Source organism: Pseudoalteromonas distincta (assembly GCF_005877035.1).
Taxonomy (GTDB): Bacteria; Pseudomonadota; Gammaproteobacteria; order Enterobacterales; family Alteromonadaceae; genus Pseudoalteromonas; species Pseudoalteromonas distincta.
The window spans coordinates 1,520,290-1,536,533 of record NZ_CP040558.1 but is presented as its reverse complement, the minus strand read 5'-3'; the positions used below and the strand labels follow the sequence as shown (position 1 = coordinate 1,536,533).

Below are 16,244 nucleotides of genomic sequence, written 5' to 3'. Positions count from 1 at the left end.
TATAAAAACAAAAACGCCGCATTGATTTAGTTAACTAATGCGGCGTTTTTATTGGGTTGAACAAAATCTAACTTTATTTTTTATTTTTAAAGTTCTTTTTAAAGAGCTCTATAACCAGTGGTATGGCAAGCAGAGTCCCGCCAATTACACCAATTAAATGAGCATCAATAGCCACAGTGGAGTTAATAAGCTTTCCTATATCAGCATTAGGGCCGCTAAATTGCTCAAACGCTATTTTAATCCATACGCCTATAAATAATAAATAACCCGACTTAAGCCCTACGGTTATATCTTTAACTGCGCCCCAAATAATTACACCATGCAGTAGAGCACTTAATCCGGTGTAAATATGTATGTTTGGGCAAAACCAATAAACACCGAGTCCACACCACAGTGCTAGCGAAATTGCATTAAAAGCGTAGCGAGTAGGGGATGTGTATTCGCCATGTAGTAACCATATTAGTAAAACACCACTGGCATTTAATCCCAAATGAGCCCAATTAGCATGAACAAATTGGCCAGAAAAGATTCGCCACAGTTCGCCATCATCAATTAGGCTTCGGTTAAATTCAAGTAAACTATTTAAATCAAATGCAGCAAAAATGGTACTAAAAAGCAGCAAAATAATAGGCGGTAATATATAACGAGGTTGAATAGGTAAATTAAGCATTTTATTATATTTTTTTAGTCAAAATTTTTGCATATTGTGCCCGTTTAACTTTAAGATGCCAAATACAACTACGTAATTAAGTGTTTTTAGTATTTTTATGCATTTTAAACTTAACTCATTATTTGCCATTGGACTGTGCGCAGTATCACTGCCTTCATTAGCACAGCAAACAACTCAAATTGAAACTCGCGAACCTGAAGCTGCTACCGGATTAATCCATAAAAAAGTGGTGCAAGGTGATAAATACATGGTAGCTGCGGCAAATCCATATGCCTCAAAAGCCGGTCAACAAATTTTAGCCCAAGGCGGCAGTGCCGTAGATGCTGCGATTGCTACTCAACTAGTGCTTACCTTAGTTGAACCGCAATCCTCTGGTATTGGCGGTGGTACATTTATGATGTATTACAACAAAGCTAACAATAAATTGACTAGTTTTGATGGCCGCGAAACCGCACCTGCAAATGCAGACGAAACGCTGTTTTTAGATAAACACGGTAAAGCCGTTAAATGGATTGAAGCCGTAGTAGGTGGACGCTCTGTTGGTGTACCCGGTATTTTACATGCCTTTGCAAGCGCACATAAACAATACGGTACATTACCGTGGGAAGCGCTTTTTAAACCTGCTATTGAACTTGCAGAGCAAGGCTTTGTAGTTTCGCCGCGTTTACATGGCTTATTAGCCCGCCAGTTAAACCCAGGCGTATTGAGCATGCCAATTATTAACGAATACTTTTACCCTAATGGTAAATTAATTGAAGTGGGTAGCGTTAAAAAGAATCAACCACTTGCTGATTTGTACAAAGACATTGCAAAGCAGGGCATTGATGCATTTTACAAAGGCGAAAATGCAAAACAAATGGTTAATGCGGTACAACATTCTAAAATTGCCCCTGGTAAATTAAGTGTGCAAGATTTAGCAGATTATAAAAGTAAAGAACGCGATGCGGTATGTATACAATACCGTGCTTATAACGTGTGTTCTATGGCACCACCAAGTAGTGGCGGCGTAGCAGTACTGCAAATGCTTGGCTTGCTTGAACATAAAGATATGAGCGCACTTAAGCCAAACGGCGAAAAGGCGATTCATTACTTTAGCCAAGCTTCGCGTATTGCATTTGCCGATCGCGATATGTACATGGGTGATCCCGATTTTACCCAAGTACCTACACAAGAGCTCCTAAACAAAGATTATATTGCCTCACGCGCTAAATTAATTACCGAAACAGACCAAAAAGCGGTAGCAGGTAATCCTGTAGGGTACTTAAGTTATGCAATGGATGATTCATACGAGTTACCTTCTACCTCACATGTATCTATTGTAGATAGTAAAGGTAATGCCGTTTCGATGACCAGTTCAATTGAAATGGCGTTTGGCTCTACGGTTATGGTTAATGGCTTTATTTTAAATAACCAACTAACTGACTTTTCGTTATCGCCACGTAAAAATGGCAAGCTTGTAGCAAACCGAGTAGAGGCCGGTAAACGCCCGCGTAGCTCTATGTCACCGGTAATGGTATTTAATAAAGATGGTAGCTTACGCTTAATTGTAGGCTCACCTGGTGGTAGCCGTATCATCGATTACGTTGCACAAGTTGTTGTGGGTGTTATTGACTGGAATTTATCAGCGCAAGACGCTATTAATTTACCGCGTACAACAAATCGTAACGATTACACCAGCCTTGAAAAAGGCACAGCCATCGAAGCCATTGCGCCTGCACTTACCAAACGCGGCCACAATGTACGTATTATTGATTTAAACTCAGGCTTACACGCAGTTGAAGTTAAAAATAATACCTTATATGGTGGCGCTGATCCGCGCCGTGAAGGTGTTGCGTTATCTGATTTAACTGATAATAACGCCACTATCAAATTTTAAATTATGTATAATATGCATGCGGGCAGTGAAGCCCGCATGTATTTTCTCTCAATGGTCTGACTAGCTTAATTGTCGTTGCAATTAAACCTCTAACACTGATAATGACAGATCATAACTTAAGACTCCGTTAAAGCCTGGAAATATGACAACTAATACTGATCCTAACTACTTATATATTCATCATTCTGGCCCTGGCCTAATTGAAACACCGCTATTAAATAAAGGCAGCGCCTTTAGTAAAAAAGAACGCGAAAATTTCAATCTTGCTGGTTTACTTCCTCCTCGCTTTGAAACAATAGAAGAGCAAGTTGAGCGTTGTTATCAGCAGTATTCTAGCTTTACCGACAACCTTAATAAGCATATTTACTTACGTGCGATTCAAGATAACAACGAAACACTTTACTACCGTTTAGTACGTGACCACCTTGAAGAAATGATGCCAATCATTTACACACCGACAGTGGGCGATGCTTGTGAAAAATTCTCAGACATTTATCGCAGTGCACGTGGTTTATTTATTTCGTATGAAGATCGTTACCAAATTGACGACATTTTACGCAACGCTACCAAAGGTAAAGTAAAAGTTATTGTTGTAACCGATGGCGAGCGTATTTTAGGCCTAGGCGATCAGGGTATTGGTGGCATGGGTATTCCAATTGGTAAATTGTCACTTTACACTGCGTGTGGTGGTATAAGCCCAGCATACACATTGCCTGTAATGCTTGATGTGGGTACTAATAACGAAAAGCTTTTAAACGATCCTATGTACATGGGCGCACGCCATAAGCGTATTGCTCAAGACGAATACGATGAGTTTTTAGATTTATTCATTAAAGCGGTTAAACGTCGCTGGCCGAATGTATTACTTCAGTTTGAAGATTTTGCACAGCCAAATGCAATGCCATTACTTAAGCGCTACCGCAATGAAATTTGTAGCTTTAACGATGACATTCAAGGTACGGCGGCTGTAACGGTCGGTTCTTTACTTGCTGCGTGTCGTGTTAAAAATTCAACCTTAAGCCAACAAAAAGTAGTGTTTGTGGGAGCAGGCTCTGCTGGTTGTGGTATTGCTGAGCAAATTATTAGCCAAATGGTTTTTGAAGGTATTTCAGAAGCACAAGCGCGTAGCCAAGTATTTATGGTTGACCGTTTTGGCCTACTTTCAGAGGGTATGGAAGGCTTACGCGATTTCCAACAAGCACTTGCACAACCTACAGGCTCTCTAAGTGATTGGACATACAGCGGCGAGTACGCATCACTTCTTGATGTTATGCACTGTGCTGAGCCTGACATTTTGATTGGTGTTTCTGGTCAACCTGGCTTATTTACAGAACAAGTAATACGCGCTATGCATGCCGGTTGTGAACAGCCAATTATTTTCCCATTAAGTAATCCATCTAAGCAAGTAGAAGCGCATCCTGCTGATGTGATTAAGTGGACTGACGGTAAAGCACTTGTTGCCACAGGTAGCCCATTTGATCCTGTTGAGTACAATGGCGAGACGTTCCCAATCCCACAATGTAACAACAGTTATATTTTCCCGGGTATTGGTTTAGGTGTTATTGCCGCTAAAGCGACGCGCATTACAGATGCTATGTTAAGTGTGTCTAGCGAAATGCTTGCAGAGTCGTCGCCGCGTGCCAACACAGGTAAAGGCAGTTTATTACCAGCCCTGACTGAAATTGAAACGCTAAGTAAGCGTATTGCATTTGCCATTGCTAAAAAAGCAATCGAAGAGGGCGTTGCTCTTGAGATTACGGATGATGCCTTATGGGCAGCAATCGACAAAAATTACTGGTTACCAAAATACCGTAACTATAAACGTTGTAGTGTTTAATTAGGTTTATACGTAATTAAAAATAAATAACGTTGTAGGCACAGTTACAACGCTTAACAAAAAACAGGCAATTGCCTGTTTTTTTGTGCTTGTTCATATTTAATTAACCACGTACGGTGTTTACTTGCTTTTACATAATTAAAGGATCGACTTAATGAAAACACTGACTCTTGTTTTAGGTAGTGCACTGGCTTTAAACGTACTTAGCTTTGATGCACTTGCGGCAGCGACTCCCGATGCTCCTCATATTTATGTTAAGGGCGAAGCGACTCTTACTACAATGCCGGATTACGTACAGCTAAGTGTAGGTATTACTGAAGTTGATAAAGACTTAATTGCTGCTAAAAATAAAACCGACTTAACTATCGCCAAGGCAATTAAGCTCGTAAAAGAGATTGGTGTTAAAGAGGGAGATATAAACGCAGGGCAAATTTCAATAAACCGTGATAGCCAATACAACCGCACTACCGGTAATCAAGAATTTAAAGGCTTTAAGGTTTCTCGTACGTTAACAGTAAAACTCAGCGATATAAATAAATACCCAGAGTTACTACAAAGCTTAGTTAACAACGGTATTAACGAAATTAATCAAACGCAATTTTTAGCAAGTAACTATAACGAGCTGCATAAAAAAGCGCAAAAGTTAGCAATTAAAGACGCACGTGACGCAGCAAAAGAGTTTAGTGAAGATTATGGCGTTGACTTAAAAGGATTATACAGCGCATCACTGAGTCCACTCAATGTGGAGTCGCAGCCGTACATGCGTGCAGAAAAAGTAATGATGGCTGATAGCGCACCAAGTAACTATGTACCTGATGCCTACCATGCTGGAGAGATTAAAGTAACAGCGTCAAGCTATGCTGTGTACTACATAGATTAAAATATAGGTTCTTCCTAGGGACGATTAACTCTATGTTGCTCGGTTTTTACTTAGCCCACTAGGTTACAAACCTCGCGCCGCGATTTAATCGCCCCTAGATTGAACAAATTTCAATCCAAATAATTCAACACGCCCTAGTGGTGCTCAAAACGTGCCACCAACTTCTCACCTTGCTCTTGGCTAATACGCGCTATCGAGTTAAGCATATTAGTCACTTCGCGTCTGTCGTATTCATTAGTTACATGCTCATTTATGTCATCAACAATCGCATTTAAATAATTAAATAAACTGTTGCGTGCATCGGTATCTTTATGGGCAACAAACAAGATATTTTTAAATGCCTCAAGCACGTTTGTCATTACGTATGCATCGCCTTTGGCGTAATTACGCAGCGGTGTAAAGTTGTCGTGTAATAACTCATCAAAGCTTGTTTCATGAAGGTATAACAATGGGGCATTATCACTGTGCTTAAACGAGTAGTTAATATCGTTAATCGAAAGTCGTTGAATAAGTAAAATACTCAGCATATCAATTGATTTAACCGCAGTACCTGGATCGTTTATGCCCGGGCTCATTGCCTTAACTGCAATTTCTGATATTTGCGTTAATCCATAACGGTAATGATCGCTAATGTACTCTTCTATATAAAAAATAAAGCAGTCGAGAATTTTATTAATCAGCTCTTCATCGTTTGCTATATCTTTATTACATTTTAAAAACGGGTAACCTTTAACTGTAAAATAGCCTTGGTTTACAGATATATACACCTTTATATCTTGCTCAGCCAAAATAGCACACAGCTTATCGGTATGTACGCCTTTATAATATCCTTCTGTTTTACTGCTTACCGAATGCCACTTGCTAAAGTCTGGAAAGTCTTCAACTGGGTTCTCTTGTTGTCTTTGTATTATTGTTTTAATTTCGTTTTTAGTTTGGCTAAACAAGCCATTTAACACGTTATCAACTTGAATAGCACGTGAGATTGAATGTATAAAAAATACAAACAAACCTAATGAAATCAATCCAAAAATAAGTGCAAACAACACACCTATTGAAGGAATTGCCGTACTGCCACCATCAAGCTTATTAATATTTATAAGCATAATAATAGAGTAAATTATGCTGCCTAAATAAAAGCCCAAAACCATTTGGTGTGATTTACGTGTAATAAGCCCTGGCACTACGCGGGGCGATAAACTCGCACTGGCCGAATTTAAAACCACCATTACCATCGAAAAACTAAACACGGTAAGCGAAATAATACTGCCAGCTAAAGTGCTTAAAATAGTACGCGCGTTTTCAGCGCTATCAACAAGTACAACCGATATAAACGATTTTAGCTGCTCAACAGGTGCTAAATATTCAACCGACATTGTAATAATGGCAAATACCAAAAAGCCCACTGAAAGCATCGAAGGGTAAAAGCCAATACTGTTAATCATTTCACGGTAACTGTCGGCTACTTTGCGAGGTACAAACATAAAATCCTTATGTATTTTCTACTAACTTAATACCTCTAGCTTAGCATAGGCAATTATTAAACTTCTGATAATGCTGCTCAAATTTATGTGTTATTATCACGCCCACAATAATAGAGCGCATATTTATGCGATAAAAATAACAGGAAAACGCCGTGATCATTTCAACTTATGCTGCATTACTCGCATTCTTTTACATTTATTTAAGCTTTAACGTAATAAAAGTGCGCCGTGCGGAGCAAATATCACTTGGTGATAACGGTAATGCAACGCTACAACGTGCTGTGCGTGCCCACGCAAATTTTATGGAGTACGTGCCATTTGCTCTAATTTTGCTTTTTTTAGCAGAGTACCAAGGGCTTGCTAGCCATTACTGCCATATATTAGGTGGTGCGTTATTAGTAGGGCGTGTGTTTCAAAATTTAGGCATCGTAGAAAAAAGCCTTAAATATCGCCAAATTGGTACTATTACTACATTTTTAGTCATGATTATCAGCGCCTTTGTATTACTAGTAACACGCGGCTAATTAAAGAAAAGTTAATGAGCAAAATATTTATAATAGGTTTACCACGTACCGGCACAACTAGTGTGTGCCATGCATTTTTAGAACTTGGCATTACAACAGCGCATACCGCGTATACTAATGCCTGTTTTGAAAATGCCAGTGCGATTGCCGACACTCCCATATTTAACGATTTTAAAGCGCTTGATATTCATTACCCACACTCTAAGTTTATTTATTTAGAGCGCGAACTTGATGCATGGCTTGTATCAATAAAACAGCTTTTAACGCGTATGCACACTAATTTAACGCGCGGCGACGGGGGCTTTAATATTCATATAAAGCGCTGTTATTTAAATACGTTTAGTGAGCTTTCGCTTAATAATATTAGCGACGATAGTTACTTAGCTCACTGCTATGAAACACATTTTAACGATGCTCACACGTACTTTAAGAACCGTGACAACGATTTTTTATCCATTGATATAGCAAAGCCTGATAGCTATAAAAAGCTATGCGATTTTTTAGCATTAAAAAGTGACAAAGCTGATTTTGAAAAAATGAATATGGGCGGCAAAGTTACCGCGTGGAACGATATTAAACACCCGTTAAAAGTTGAATCCACCGCTAAAGGACGGATAGATAAATTACTGCCTTACAAGATTTTTTAAATCAAATACGTTAAAATCCCCGCATTATTATTTAAGTTGTACAGAACATGTTTGAATTAAAATACCACACCCCATTTGAATGGACCGAAGTTGTCCTTGCTGACTTTAATACTTTTTTACAAGATCATGCCGCTGCAGAAAAAAAAGCATCGGGTATGGCTATGTCTATGCTTTCGCATTACCCAGACAAACGTAAATTAGTAAAAGCCATGACCGACTTAGCATTAGAAGAATTAATACACTTTAAACAAGTGCTTAAGTTACTTTTAGAGCGCGATGTAAACTTAGGTGACGACAAAAAAGATCCGTACATAAAACAAATACGTGCACTGTTTAGACATGGTCGTGATGGTTTTTTAATGGACCGATTACTGGTTGGCGGTGTAATTGAAGCACGCGGTCACGAGCGTTTTTCTTTAGTTGCACAAGCGCTTCCTGAGGGTAAAGAAAAAGACTTTTATGTTGCGATTGCCAAGTCAGAAGAAAAACATAAAAACCTTTTTGTAGAACTTGCTTACGAATACTTTGATAAAGAAGAAGTAGATACTCGCCTGGAAGAGTTACTTATAGCAGAAGCTAAAATCTGTGAAAGCATCCCATTTACAGCTGCTTTGCATTAACTAAAACTAGCGCAGAGCCTATTTTATTCGCTTTGCGCCACCTACCTCTACTCTCATTTCTTGGTTAAACCCTTCATGAATTATTGATTTGCAATTTGCGAATCAAAATAATAAAACACACTTTCATACATTTTAATGTATTGATAGTAAAGCTAAAAGCGTTTGGTCTCATACTTGCTACCTATAGATTAAGCAAATTGAGGGAAAGGCTTATGTTAAAATTTACTTTTATACTATTACTAATATCTTTTAGCGCCGTAGGCAGTGAAAGTCATTTAGATTATATAGAAAATGCAAATGGTGAGCGGGTACAAAAAGTATCACACTTAGTTAAATGGACACATACTCGCTTTGTGTTTACCCGTGATATTTCGCGTATAGCACTTGGTCACGAAACAACGCTTGATGTGAACGTGGTTAATGGTCGCGAGCTACTAATTTTAGCTAAAAAGTTGGGCCGTACATCTATGATGGTGTGGTACGACGATAAAAGCTCGGAAACATTTTTACTTGGAGTTACCGAAGACTATAGCGTACTGGAAAATGCCTTAAACGATATTCACCCTGACGTGCAACTAACCATAGCACCTGATCGCCATGCTGTTGTATTACGCGGTGAAGTACCTACTATAAATTATCGTCATGCCGCTTATGAAGCTGCAAAAAACTATCTATACGCCAGTAGCTCACAAGCATCACAACCCGTTATTACCTCAAACCCTAACCAAGGAATGTTTAATTCTCTCGCTCAACGCTTGCAAGGATTGGGTAACGCAAACGGTGGTACCTCTCAAAACTCAAGCAAAGTCGCTATTATTAATTTAATAAAAGTAACTCAAGCACCCAAGCCAAAAGAAGAACGTATTAGCGAAGTAATAAAATCAATGGGCGCAGATAAAGTGACCATTAAACGCATCTCGGTTGATGAGCTATCAAATGATGATAGCGATGTATTTTTACTGTCAGGCTCTGTAAAAAATCAAATTGAGCTAGTGCGCTTATTAAATACAATTAATAAATTATTCGAACCAGAGCAAGCATTACAAACTCAGGGATCTCCCCTTGATCCTAATAATTTAATGAGCGGCGCAACACAGGATAAAAGCGCAGGTATTGAAGTACTTGCCAACGAGTCAGGCGGTTTAATAAATGATGCTACATCAGGGTTAAACTTAAGTAATGTAAGTTCTAATATTGCAAGAGCAACGTTGCTTTCAGTGGCTGGCGGTAAAGTTTTGTCGAGCATTGAAGTTGAAGATTTACCGCAAGTGCGTGTCTCGGTGCAATTATATGAAGTAAATCAACGTAGATTAAAGCAATGGCGCCCAGATATTAGCGTGCTCTCTAATGGGTATGAAAAAGAAGCAGGATTGTTTGGTCGTGACGGTATGACTGAACGCGAATCAGGCTCTGCAACAATAGAAAATGCGCTGCAATTAATTGGCGGTCAATTAACTAATAACTTACAGCTTTCTACCTCACAGTTTGCCATTGATATGTTGTTTTCATTACTTGAACAAGAAGGTATTTCTCGAACGCTTTCTCGCCCAACAATTACGGTTTTAGCCGGTGAAAGTGCCGTATTTAAGGTCGGTGGAGAAGTACCCGTACCTACAAGTTATAGCCCTTCAGGAATTACAAGCGGGCAGCAAGGTAGTAGTGGTTCGGTGTTTAGCGGTACAGAATTTAAATCATTCGGAGTTGAATTAAATGTACGCGCCATGGTTGACGACAAAGACAGAATCACACTTGATCTAAACCCAGTAATTTCGCTACCCGATACCACGTTAACCGCCGAAATTGCACAAAGCACAGGCGGCAGTTTGAACAGTAGTGCATTTAATACACGCAGCATGCAAACATCAACGCGTTTAAAAGACGGACAACCTCTTATTATTGGTGGCTTGATTAGCACCGATAACAATGCAAGCCACGACTTTGTACCTGATGGCAACGGCAATAGCATGCTAGGAAAGTTAAGCGAAACAACCAGTAAAAGTGAAAACAACCGCGAGCTTATAATTGTTGTAACTCCAAACCTGGTGCGTGAGCCAATTAATACCTTACGTTCGTGGGAACAGGCAAATATAGACACCCAGATACTTAGCTATATACAGGAGCAAGGGCTATGAAAATACTTTATATAATTTTACTGCTTACTTTATCGGGTTGCGCTCATATTGATTACAAGCCAACAGTAAATCCTTACAACGCGCTGGGTGACATAGTTAAAAAATACCAATTAAATGCCCAACCATTAAAGTGCGAAGGTATTAATGCAAGTGACTGTTTGAACCTTGTGCATGAGGTGAATCAGTTAATGCTTGAACACCCCGATAACACGGCAATACTTTCAATATCGGCATATGTACTTTATAAAAGTGGCCGTGCTAATCAGTCTCAACAGGTTATAAACACTTTGCTTAATAAAGCTAACCCGCCGTTAAACGCAATTACTTTAGGAGTCACTTTAGCAATAGAGCAAGGCAATTTAGCTAAAGCGAAAAGCATTGCCCAATACGGCGTCGATGTTTTTGGTACACATGCTTCACCATACCTGCAAATGGCCTCTATACATTATGCCCAGGGTAACTACGTTGTAGCTTCAAACTATTTAGAGCTTTCGGTTAAGTTTGGTTTAAATAGCACCGCCTATTTTTACCATAAAGGCCTAATTGAAGAAGCTAATACCAATAATTTATTGGCCTGTGGCTATTATGAGCAAGTTTTACGTGTCGAACCCACGCATCAAAAAGCACTTGCTAGGCGCGGTAAACTCTCTGTTTTAGGTAATTGTTATTCTTAAGGCCTTCGGGCCTTTTTTTATACCTAAAGTTTGGCATTATTAAGGAGCCAAAACCACTTTATTATTTATCAAAAATACAAGTAAAGCTTACGCTAATCATACGTTTTATAAGTTACCCCACAAGACTGCTTCTAATATTTAACCCTTTTTTGAACACCTATTAGTTTTAATAATTTAACAGAACGTCTCTAGGGTCTGTTGATCTTTCAAGGTTAAATTTGCAGCAGTCTGTTTGGTATTTAGGCAAGGCAGAGCCTATGTAGTGTGGTTATTCCCCATAAATGGGCGATAACGTAGCATTAATGCCAAACAGGCGCTGCCCAAAGGGTTCTTTCTAGGGGCTATTTACTCTTTGTTGCTCGGTTTTTACTTATTCTTACATGGATGTAAGTCAGTAGAATAACGCAGGAGCAGTTATCGAGCCCACTAGGTTACAAACCTCGCGCCGCGATTAAATAGCCCCTAGTTTGAACAAATTTTAATCCGCAAAGATCAACAGACCCTAGCATTAAGTATCTAAAAATTATTTTTTAATATTGATTTGCATTTTGCAAATCAAAAGTAAAAACAGCTAAAGAGTAAATAATAAAAACACACTAACCGACTGTATTTAGAGGACTTAATTAGTTGGCATGGTCCTCGCAATATATAAAGTGAGCATAAGCTCTTCTAATTTAAAGGCTACGATTATGAAAACTATTAAACATAACTTAAATAGCAAAAAGCAAAAAGGTTTTGTACTAACGTCAGAGCTAATCATTCTTTCTACTTCAATGGTAGCGGCACTTGTAATTGGTTTATCTACATTACGTGACTCGGTAACCAGCGAACTTGAAGATGTAGCTGAAGCAATTGGCTCACTTGACCAAAGCTATGTATTTGACGGGATGATTAACGCCGAAGGCACAGCTGAAGTGTCTGGCTCAGGCTTTGTAGATTCAGTTGATGTGTACGCAGGCGATGGTAGTTCATTCACTTTTGTTGCATCAGACTTTAGTGAAAATGCGGCACTTATTAGTGCAACACCAAGTGGTGATGCTGCAACACGTACAACGGCAGGCGGTTCACAAGGTAACTAAGTTTGAATACCAAGCTTAAGGCTCACTGCCACAAAAGTGTGGCAGTGAAAGTTACTCTGGAGGAATATTATGAAAAGTAAAAGTAACAAAGGCGCAACCACAGCGGCTCTCACATTACTCATCACCTCTGGCATGTTAGCTTCGGCTTTGGGTATTAGACAGGTAAACGATGAAAATAGCGTAACAGCTTGGGTAGTAAACAAAAATATGTCGGCCGGTCAAACAGTAACCGTTCACGATGTAGAGCAAAAGAGTATAGATCCAAGTAACTATTCAAATATTGCACTGAGCGTTCAAAACCCACGTGCATTAATTGGTCAAAAATTAGCAACTAATAAAATGGTTGAACAACCATTATTTGACACAGATTTTATTAGAGCGAAAAGCCAAAATTTGTCAGAAGCCATACCAGCAGGGCGTGTTTTATATACTTTAAAACTAAGCACCTTGGATATTCCGCTTTCGCGTATACACAAAGGTGACCGACTCGACATAGTCGCTAAAACTAATCGTCTAGTAAGAACAGTTGCCCGTGATGTACAGCTCATTGGTGTTTCAAAAGGCCCTAAATCGCAAGCCGAAAAAAATGGCGTAATGGATAACTTAGCTAAAGAGTCTAATTCTGCTACAGGCGGTGTTTCGTTAGTCCTTGCGGTACTTCCAAAAGATGTTTATTCGTTGGCGGGTATAGATAATGCCGACAAAGTTTCAATTATTGTGCATAGCGCTTATGACATTGAACAAGGTCGTTTGCAAAACTTTTCACGCTTACAAACCAGTCGCACAATCGAAGTGGTTAAAGGCGTTAAAAATGAAGCTGTATATGTAGCTAAGTGAGTTTTTATGTTTAATTTATCAAGCAAACATGAAGAAGTTCAAACCAGTTTAAGTACCTTTGAAGAGCTTAAAAAGCTATTGCACGATGCCGTTATCGAAGAGTACGAACAAGAACCAACCGCGCTTTTATCAAGTAATGTTCTCGAAAAAATCTCTGCATTGTGCAGTGAAATTCCACAATTTAATCAATCTTCATTTAACCAATATCAACAAGAGCAGGTTGTTCAGGCTGTATTTGATGAAATTCAAGGCCTAGGTCCTATTGCACAGTTTATGCTGGACGATCAGGTAAGTGATATTTTAATAAACGACACGCAAGATATTTGGATTGATAAACAAGGCAAACTACTTTGCACAGCCAGTAAGTTTGATGACGAACGCCATTTACGCCGATTTGTTGATCGCTTACTTGATGGCTGTGGCCGACAAGTCAATGCGCTTATGCCGATTGTTGATGGCAAACTAAAAGATGGTAGCCGAGTTCATATTATTGTACCGCCTGCGTGTACCAGCGCCGCGATTGTATCGATTCGTAAATTTAATCATAAAAAAATAAACGATGACTTTTTAGTTAATAACCATTTTTTAGATAAAAACATCTTATCATTTTTAAAAAGCGCAGTTAAAACAGGCGTTAATATTTTAGTGTGTGGCAATGCGGGGGCTGGTAAAACCTCATTATTAAACGTACTTGCTAACTCAATTAACCCAAATGAACGAGTTGTAACCATTGAAGAAAGTGCTGAGCTTAATTTGCATCACAACCACGTTGTGCAATTAGAAGCCCACGACACAAACAGCGATGGTAAAGGTGCAGTAAGCCTAAGAGATTTAGTAAAAGCAGCCCTAAGAATGCGCGCAGATAGAATACTTGTAGGTGAGGTACGCTCTGGCGAAGTAATCGATATGCTCCAAGCAATGAACTGTGGTCACCAAGGTTCGATGACGACCATACATGCTAACAGCGCAAATGATGCCGTTATTCGTTTATCTACTTTAGTGCAGTTACACAATGCACAACTGAGTGATACACATACAAGTTCGCTAATTGCGTCTAGTATTCAACTTATAGTGCATGTTTCTCGCTCAACTAATGGCACCCGAACTCTAAAAAGTATTGGTGAAATTAAGCGTGTTAATGGCGGCGCACATTTCAGCCCGCTTTATAGTATTAACGAAGCAGAGCCTGTTCAAAGTGAGCTAATAGATAACTCAAGTGTTATTGAGTTTATGAAAGGCCAAGGCGCAAATGCAAAAGAATTAAAAGCATTACTGCACAATAACCCGGAGGCTAACAATGACTAAACTTGATTATTTATTAGCTATAGCGGCGGTTATTACTTTTGTACTTGCAGCTAGTGTGTTGGTTTCTTTGTATGCTAAAAATAAAAGTAACCAGAGCGCTAAAAAAGTAGATATTTTAGAAGAAAAAGACGTCCTTACTTTGTCACTACGAGTACTAGGCTTAAACATAAGTAACGCTTGGTTTATAAGCATGGCGTGCTCGCTCTCTAGTAGTTCATGGTTTTTAGCTAAATTATATTACCCTGAGGCATCAACCAGCGCATTTATTATTTCAATCGTGGTTTTTGTAACCTGTTTTATAACTGTGATTGACTTGGCTCATTATAAATTAGCAAAATTTGAGCATCATTTTTTAGAATTTATTGAAACCGTACAATCGTGTTTAAGTACGGGGCTGTCGCTACAACAATCAATGCAGTTTGCTGATGAACATGCTGACCCATACATAAAAAAACAAAGCTCTTTGCTATTACAACGCATGAGCATGGGTAGTGATGCCGAAACGTCGTTTGCTCCGTTAATTGAAAGATACAACTGCGAGACCGTAAGATTATTTGCTCATAGCATCATCACACATACACAAAGCCAGTGCGATTTAACTGACATGCTAAAAAGCGTATGCAACATGATGTCGCTTCGGACCCTCGACCGCCAACAGCTAAAAGCAAAGCTTTCGGGTACTAAGTACGCTGCTGTATTTAGTGGTTTTTTACCTTACGCACTAATTCCTTTATTTAGCTATACCGATCCAACCTGGTTTGAACCTTTATTAAACGATCCTAATGGGATTGCATTTATAACGGTTGCGCTTCTTTGTCAGCTATTTGGCTTTTTATGGCTACGCCTTAGCTTAAGGGTAACATTATGATTGATATACTTTTACTTATTGGACTTTTAGTAAGTATGGGCTCGTTTATCCATATTCATAGGCAATCTCTTAAAGTCGAATTAGATAAACCCGATACTAAAAACATTAATTGGTATCCGCTAATCATCATCTCTAAACGTCAATTAAGACAAGCAGGAATTCAAATTAATAAAATATTAATAAGCCTGTACTGCTTTAAAGTGGCTGCTACTTTTAGTGCATTTACAGTTATAGAACTAACAGGGTATGAGCTGAGCCAATCGATTAAATTATTACTGTGTTTTATGTGTTTTTTTGCACCCGAATGCTGGTTTTTATTACGTAAAAACCAACGTAAAACCGTTATAAATAATAGCTTAGAGTTTTTTTTACGGGTGTTACTGGTTTACATGCGCGCTGGATTTTCACTAGAGCGTTCATTTGCACTAGCAGTTGATCATGGATTAAGTCAAAAACACCCATTATACAAAGAGCTAAAGTTATTTTTATTCGAACTAAGCGCAGGTAAAGATCGTGAATTTGCATTTAATTCACTTTTTGAAAGAACCGGCGTATTAGGAATTAAAAAACTCGCAAACTTAATGTTAATAGGGTCAAAACTTGGTACGCCACTTATCCAAGCAGTAGAGGCTCAACTTGAAGGCCTAGCTTTAAAAAAGAACATTTTACTCGCTAAAAAGGTAAACAAAAAAGCGATGCACACAACCTTTCCCATTATCTTAATTTGTTTTCCGATGTTTTTGGTATTGGTGTTTTTTCCCGCAGCATTACAAGTAATGAACGTACTTAAAATGCTTGTAGAAGTGTTATAGGA

15 protein-coding genes are annotated in these 16,244 nt (G+C 38.8%); 13 read left to right on the top strand and 2 right to left on the bottom strand.

Annotated elements, in window-relative coordinates; genetic code table 11:
• Positions 1–73: 73 nt before the first annotated feature.
• Entirely contained in the window at positions 74–670 is a 597-nt protein-coding gene (rrtA, locus tag FFU37_RS06825) for a rhombosortase (protein ID WP_138489067.1), read from the bottom strand.
• A 97-nt stretch (positions 671–767) separates the two neighbouring features.
• On the opposite strand from rrtA, the gene ggt reads away from it, so the two are divergent.
• From ggt to FFU37_RS06810, 3 genes are all read left to right on the top strand, one after another.
• Positions 768–2,546, top strand: a complete 1,779-nt coding sequence (gene ggt / locus FFU37_RS06820) for a gamma-glutamyltransferase (protein ID WP_002962528.1) — start codon at positions 768–770, stop codon at positions 2,544–2,546.
• Positions 2,547–2,688: 142 nt separating this feature from the next.
• Positions 2,689–4,383, top strand: a complete 1,695-nt coding sequence (locus FFU37_RS06815) for an NAD-dependent malic enzyme (RefSeq protein WP_002962527.1) — start codon at positions 2,689–2,691, stop codon at positions 4,381–4,383.
• A gap of 154 nt (positions 4,384–4,537) precedes the next feature.
• Positions 4,538–5,263, top strand: a complete 726-nt coding sequence (locus FFU37_RS06810) for an SIMPL domain-containing protein (RefSeq protein WP_138489066.1) — start codon at positions 4,538–4,540, stop codon at positions 5,261–5,263.
• A 134-nt stretch (positions 5,264–5,397) separates the two neighbouring features.
• Here FFU37_RS06810 and FFU37_RS06805 read toward each other — a convergent pair whose 3' ends face one another.
• On the bottom strand, positions 5,398–6,744 hold the full coding sequence (locus tag FFU37_RS06805; RefSeq protein WP_039487868.1) for a DUF2254 domain-containing protein: 1,347 nt from the start codon (positions 6,742–6,744) through the stop codon (positions 5,398–5,400).
• A 152-nt stretch (positions 6,745–6,896) separates the two neighbouring features.
• Between FFU37_RS06805 and FFU37_RS06800 the strand changes: the two genes are divergently transcribed.
• The 10 genes from FFU37_RS06800 to FFU37_RS06755 all read left to right on the top strand — a co-directional run bounded on the left by FFU37_RS06800 (position 6,897) and on the right by FFU37_RS06755 (position 16,242).
• Positions 6,897–7,268 (top strand): MAPEG family protein, encoded by a 372-nt coding sequence (locus FFU37_RS06800; RefSeq protein ID WP_002962524.1) that lies wholly within the window; start codon positions 6,897–6,899, stop codon positions 7,266–7,268.
• 14 nt (positions 7,269–7,282) lie between these two features.
• Positions 7,283–7,915, top strand: coding sequence for a sulfotransferase (locus tag FFU37_RS06795; protein WP_138489065.1), 633 nt, complete (start codon positions 7,283–7,285; stop codon positions 7,913–7,915).
• Positions 7,916–7,962: 47 nt separating this feature from the next.
• Entirely contained in the window at positions 7,963–8,535 is a 573-nt protein-coding gene (locus FFU37_RS06790) for a MiaE family protein (RefSeq protein ID WP_002962521.1), read from the top strand.
• A gap of 212 nt (positions 8,536–8,747) precedes the next feature.
• Positions 8,748–10,667 carry a pilus assembly protein N-terminal domain-containing protein gene (locus FFU37_RS06785; RefSeq protein ID WP_138489064.1) on the top strand — a complete coding sequence of 640 codons (1,920 nt, stop codon included), beginning with the start codon at positions 8,748–8,750 and terminating at the stop codon, positions 10,665–10,667.
• Complete coding sequence (locus tag FFU37_RS06780; protein WP_138489063.1) at positions 10,664–11,341, top strand: tetratricopeptide repeat protein; 678 nt, start codon at positions 10,664–10,666, stop codon at positions 11,339–11,341. The genes FFU37_RS06785 and FFU37_RS06780 overlap by 4 nt, the downstream gene beginning before the upstream one ends.
• A 689-nt stretch (positions 11,342–12,030) precedes the next feature.
• Positions 12,031–12,420, top strand: a complete 390-nt coding sequence (locus FFU37_RS06775; protein ID WP_039487863.1) for a hypothetical protein — start codon at positions 12,031–12,033, stop codon at positions 12,418–12,420.
• 69 nt (positions 12,421–12,489) lie between these two features.
• On the top strand, positions 12,490–13,257 hold the full coding sequence (locus FFU37_RS06770) for a hypothetical protein (protein WP_138489062.1): 768 nt from the start codon (positions 12,490–12,492) through the stop codon (positions 13,255–13,257).
• A gap of 6 nt (positions 13,258–13,263) precedes the next feature.
• Entirely contained in the window at positions 13,264–14,562 is a 1,299-nt protein-coding gene (locus FFU37_RS06765) for a TadA family conjugal transfer-associated ATPase (protein ID WP_138489061.1), read from the top strand.
• A complete protein-coding gene (locus tag FFU37_RS06760; RefSeq protein ID WP_002960861.1) occupies positions 14,555–15,430 on the top strand; it encodes a type II secretion system F family protein in 876 nt (291 codons plus the stop codon). The genes FFU37_RS06765 and FFU37_RS06760 overlap by 8 nt, the downstream gene beginning before the upstream one ends.
• Entirely contained in the window at positions 15,427–16,242 is an 816-nt protein-coding gene (locus FFU37_RS06755) for a type II secretion system F family protein (RefSeq protein WP_024589372.1), read from the top strand. Before FFU37_RS06760 ends, FFU37_RS06755 begins: the two co-directional genes overlap by 4 nt.
• The last annotated feature ends 2 nt before the right edge of the window (positions 16,243–16,244 follow it).

What these genes read in the sequence shown, in the direction of transcription:
- FFU37_RS06775 (WP_039487863.1), top strand. Translation starts at nt 12,031, where the DNA reads ATGAAAACTATTAAACATAACTTAAATAGCAAAAAGCAAAAAGGTTTT.
- FFU37_RS06815 (WP_002962527.1), top strand. Translation starts at nt 2,689, where the DNA reads ATGACAACTAATACTGATCCTAACTACTTATATATTCATCATTCTGGC.
- FFU37_RS06780 (WP_138489063.1), top strand. Translation starts at nt 10,664, where the DNA reads ATGAAAATACTTTATATAATTTTACTGCTTACTTTATCGGGTTGCGCT.
- FFU37_RS06770 (WP_138489062.1), top strand. Translation starts at nt 12,490, where the DNA reads ATGAAAAGTAAAAGTAACAAAGGCGCAACCACAGCGGCTCTCACATTA.
- FFU37_RS06810 (WP_138489066.1), top strand. Translation starts at nt 4,538, where the DNA reads ATGAAAACACTGACTCTTGTTTTAGGTAGTGCACTGGCTTTAAACGTA.
- FFU37_RS06805 (WP_039487868.1), bottom strand. Translation starts at nt 6,744, where the DNA reads ATGTTTGTACCTCGCAAAGTAGCCGACAGTTACCGTGAAATGATTAAC.
- FFU37_RS06785 (WP_138489064.1), top strand. Translation starts at nt 8,748, where the DNA reads ATGTTAAAATTTACTTTTATACTATTACTAATATCTTTTAGCGCCGTA.
- FFU37_RS06790 (WP_002962521.1), top strand. Translation starts at nt 7,963, where the DNA reads ATGTTTGAATTAAAATACCACACCCCATTTGAATGGACCGAAGTTGTC.
- FFU37_RS06760 (WP_002960861.1), top strand. Translation starts at nt 14,555, where the DNA reads ATGACTAAACTTGATTATTTATTAGCTATAGCGGCGGTTATTACTTTT.
- rrtA (WP_138489067.1), bottom strand. Translation starts at nt 670, where the DNA reads ATGCTTAATTTACCTATTCAACCTCGTTATATATTACCGCCTATTATT.
- FFU37_RS06765 (WP_138489061.1), top strand. Translation starts at nt 13,264, where the DNA reads ATGTTTAATTTATCAAGCAAACATGAAGAAGTTCAAACCAGTTTAAGT.
- ggt (WP_002962528.1), top strand. Translation starts at nt 768, where the DNA reads ATGCATTTTAAACTTAACTCATTATTTGCCATTGGACTGTGCGCAGTA.
- FFU37_RS06755 (WP_024589372.1), top strand. Translation starts at nt 15,427, where the DNA reads ATGATTGATATACTTTTACTTATTGGACTTTTAGTAAGTATGGGCTCG.
- FFU37_RS06795 (WP_138489065.1), top strand. Translation starts at nt 7,283, where the DNA reads ATGAGCAAAATATTTATAATAGGTTTACCACGTACCGGCACAACTAGT.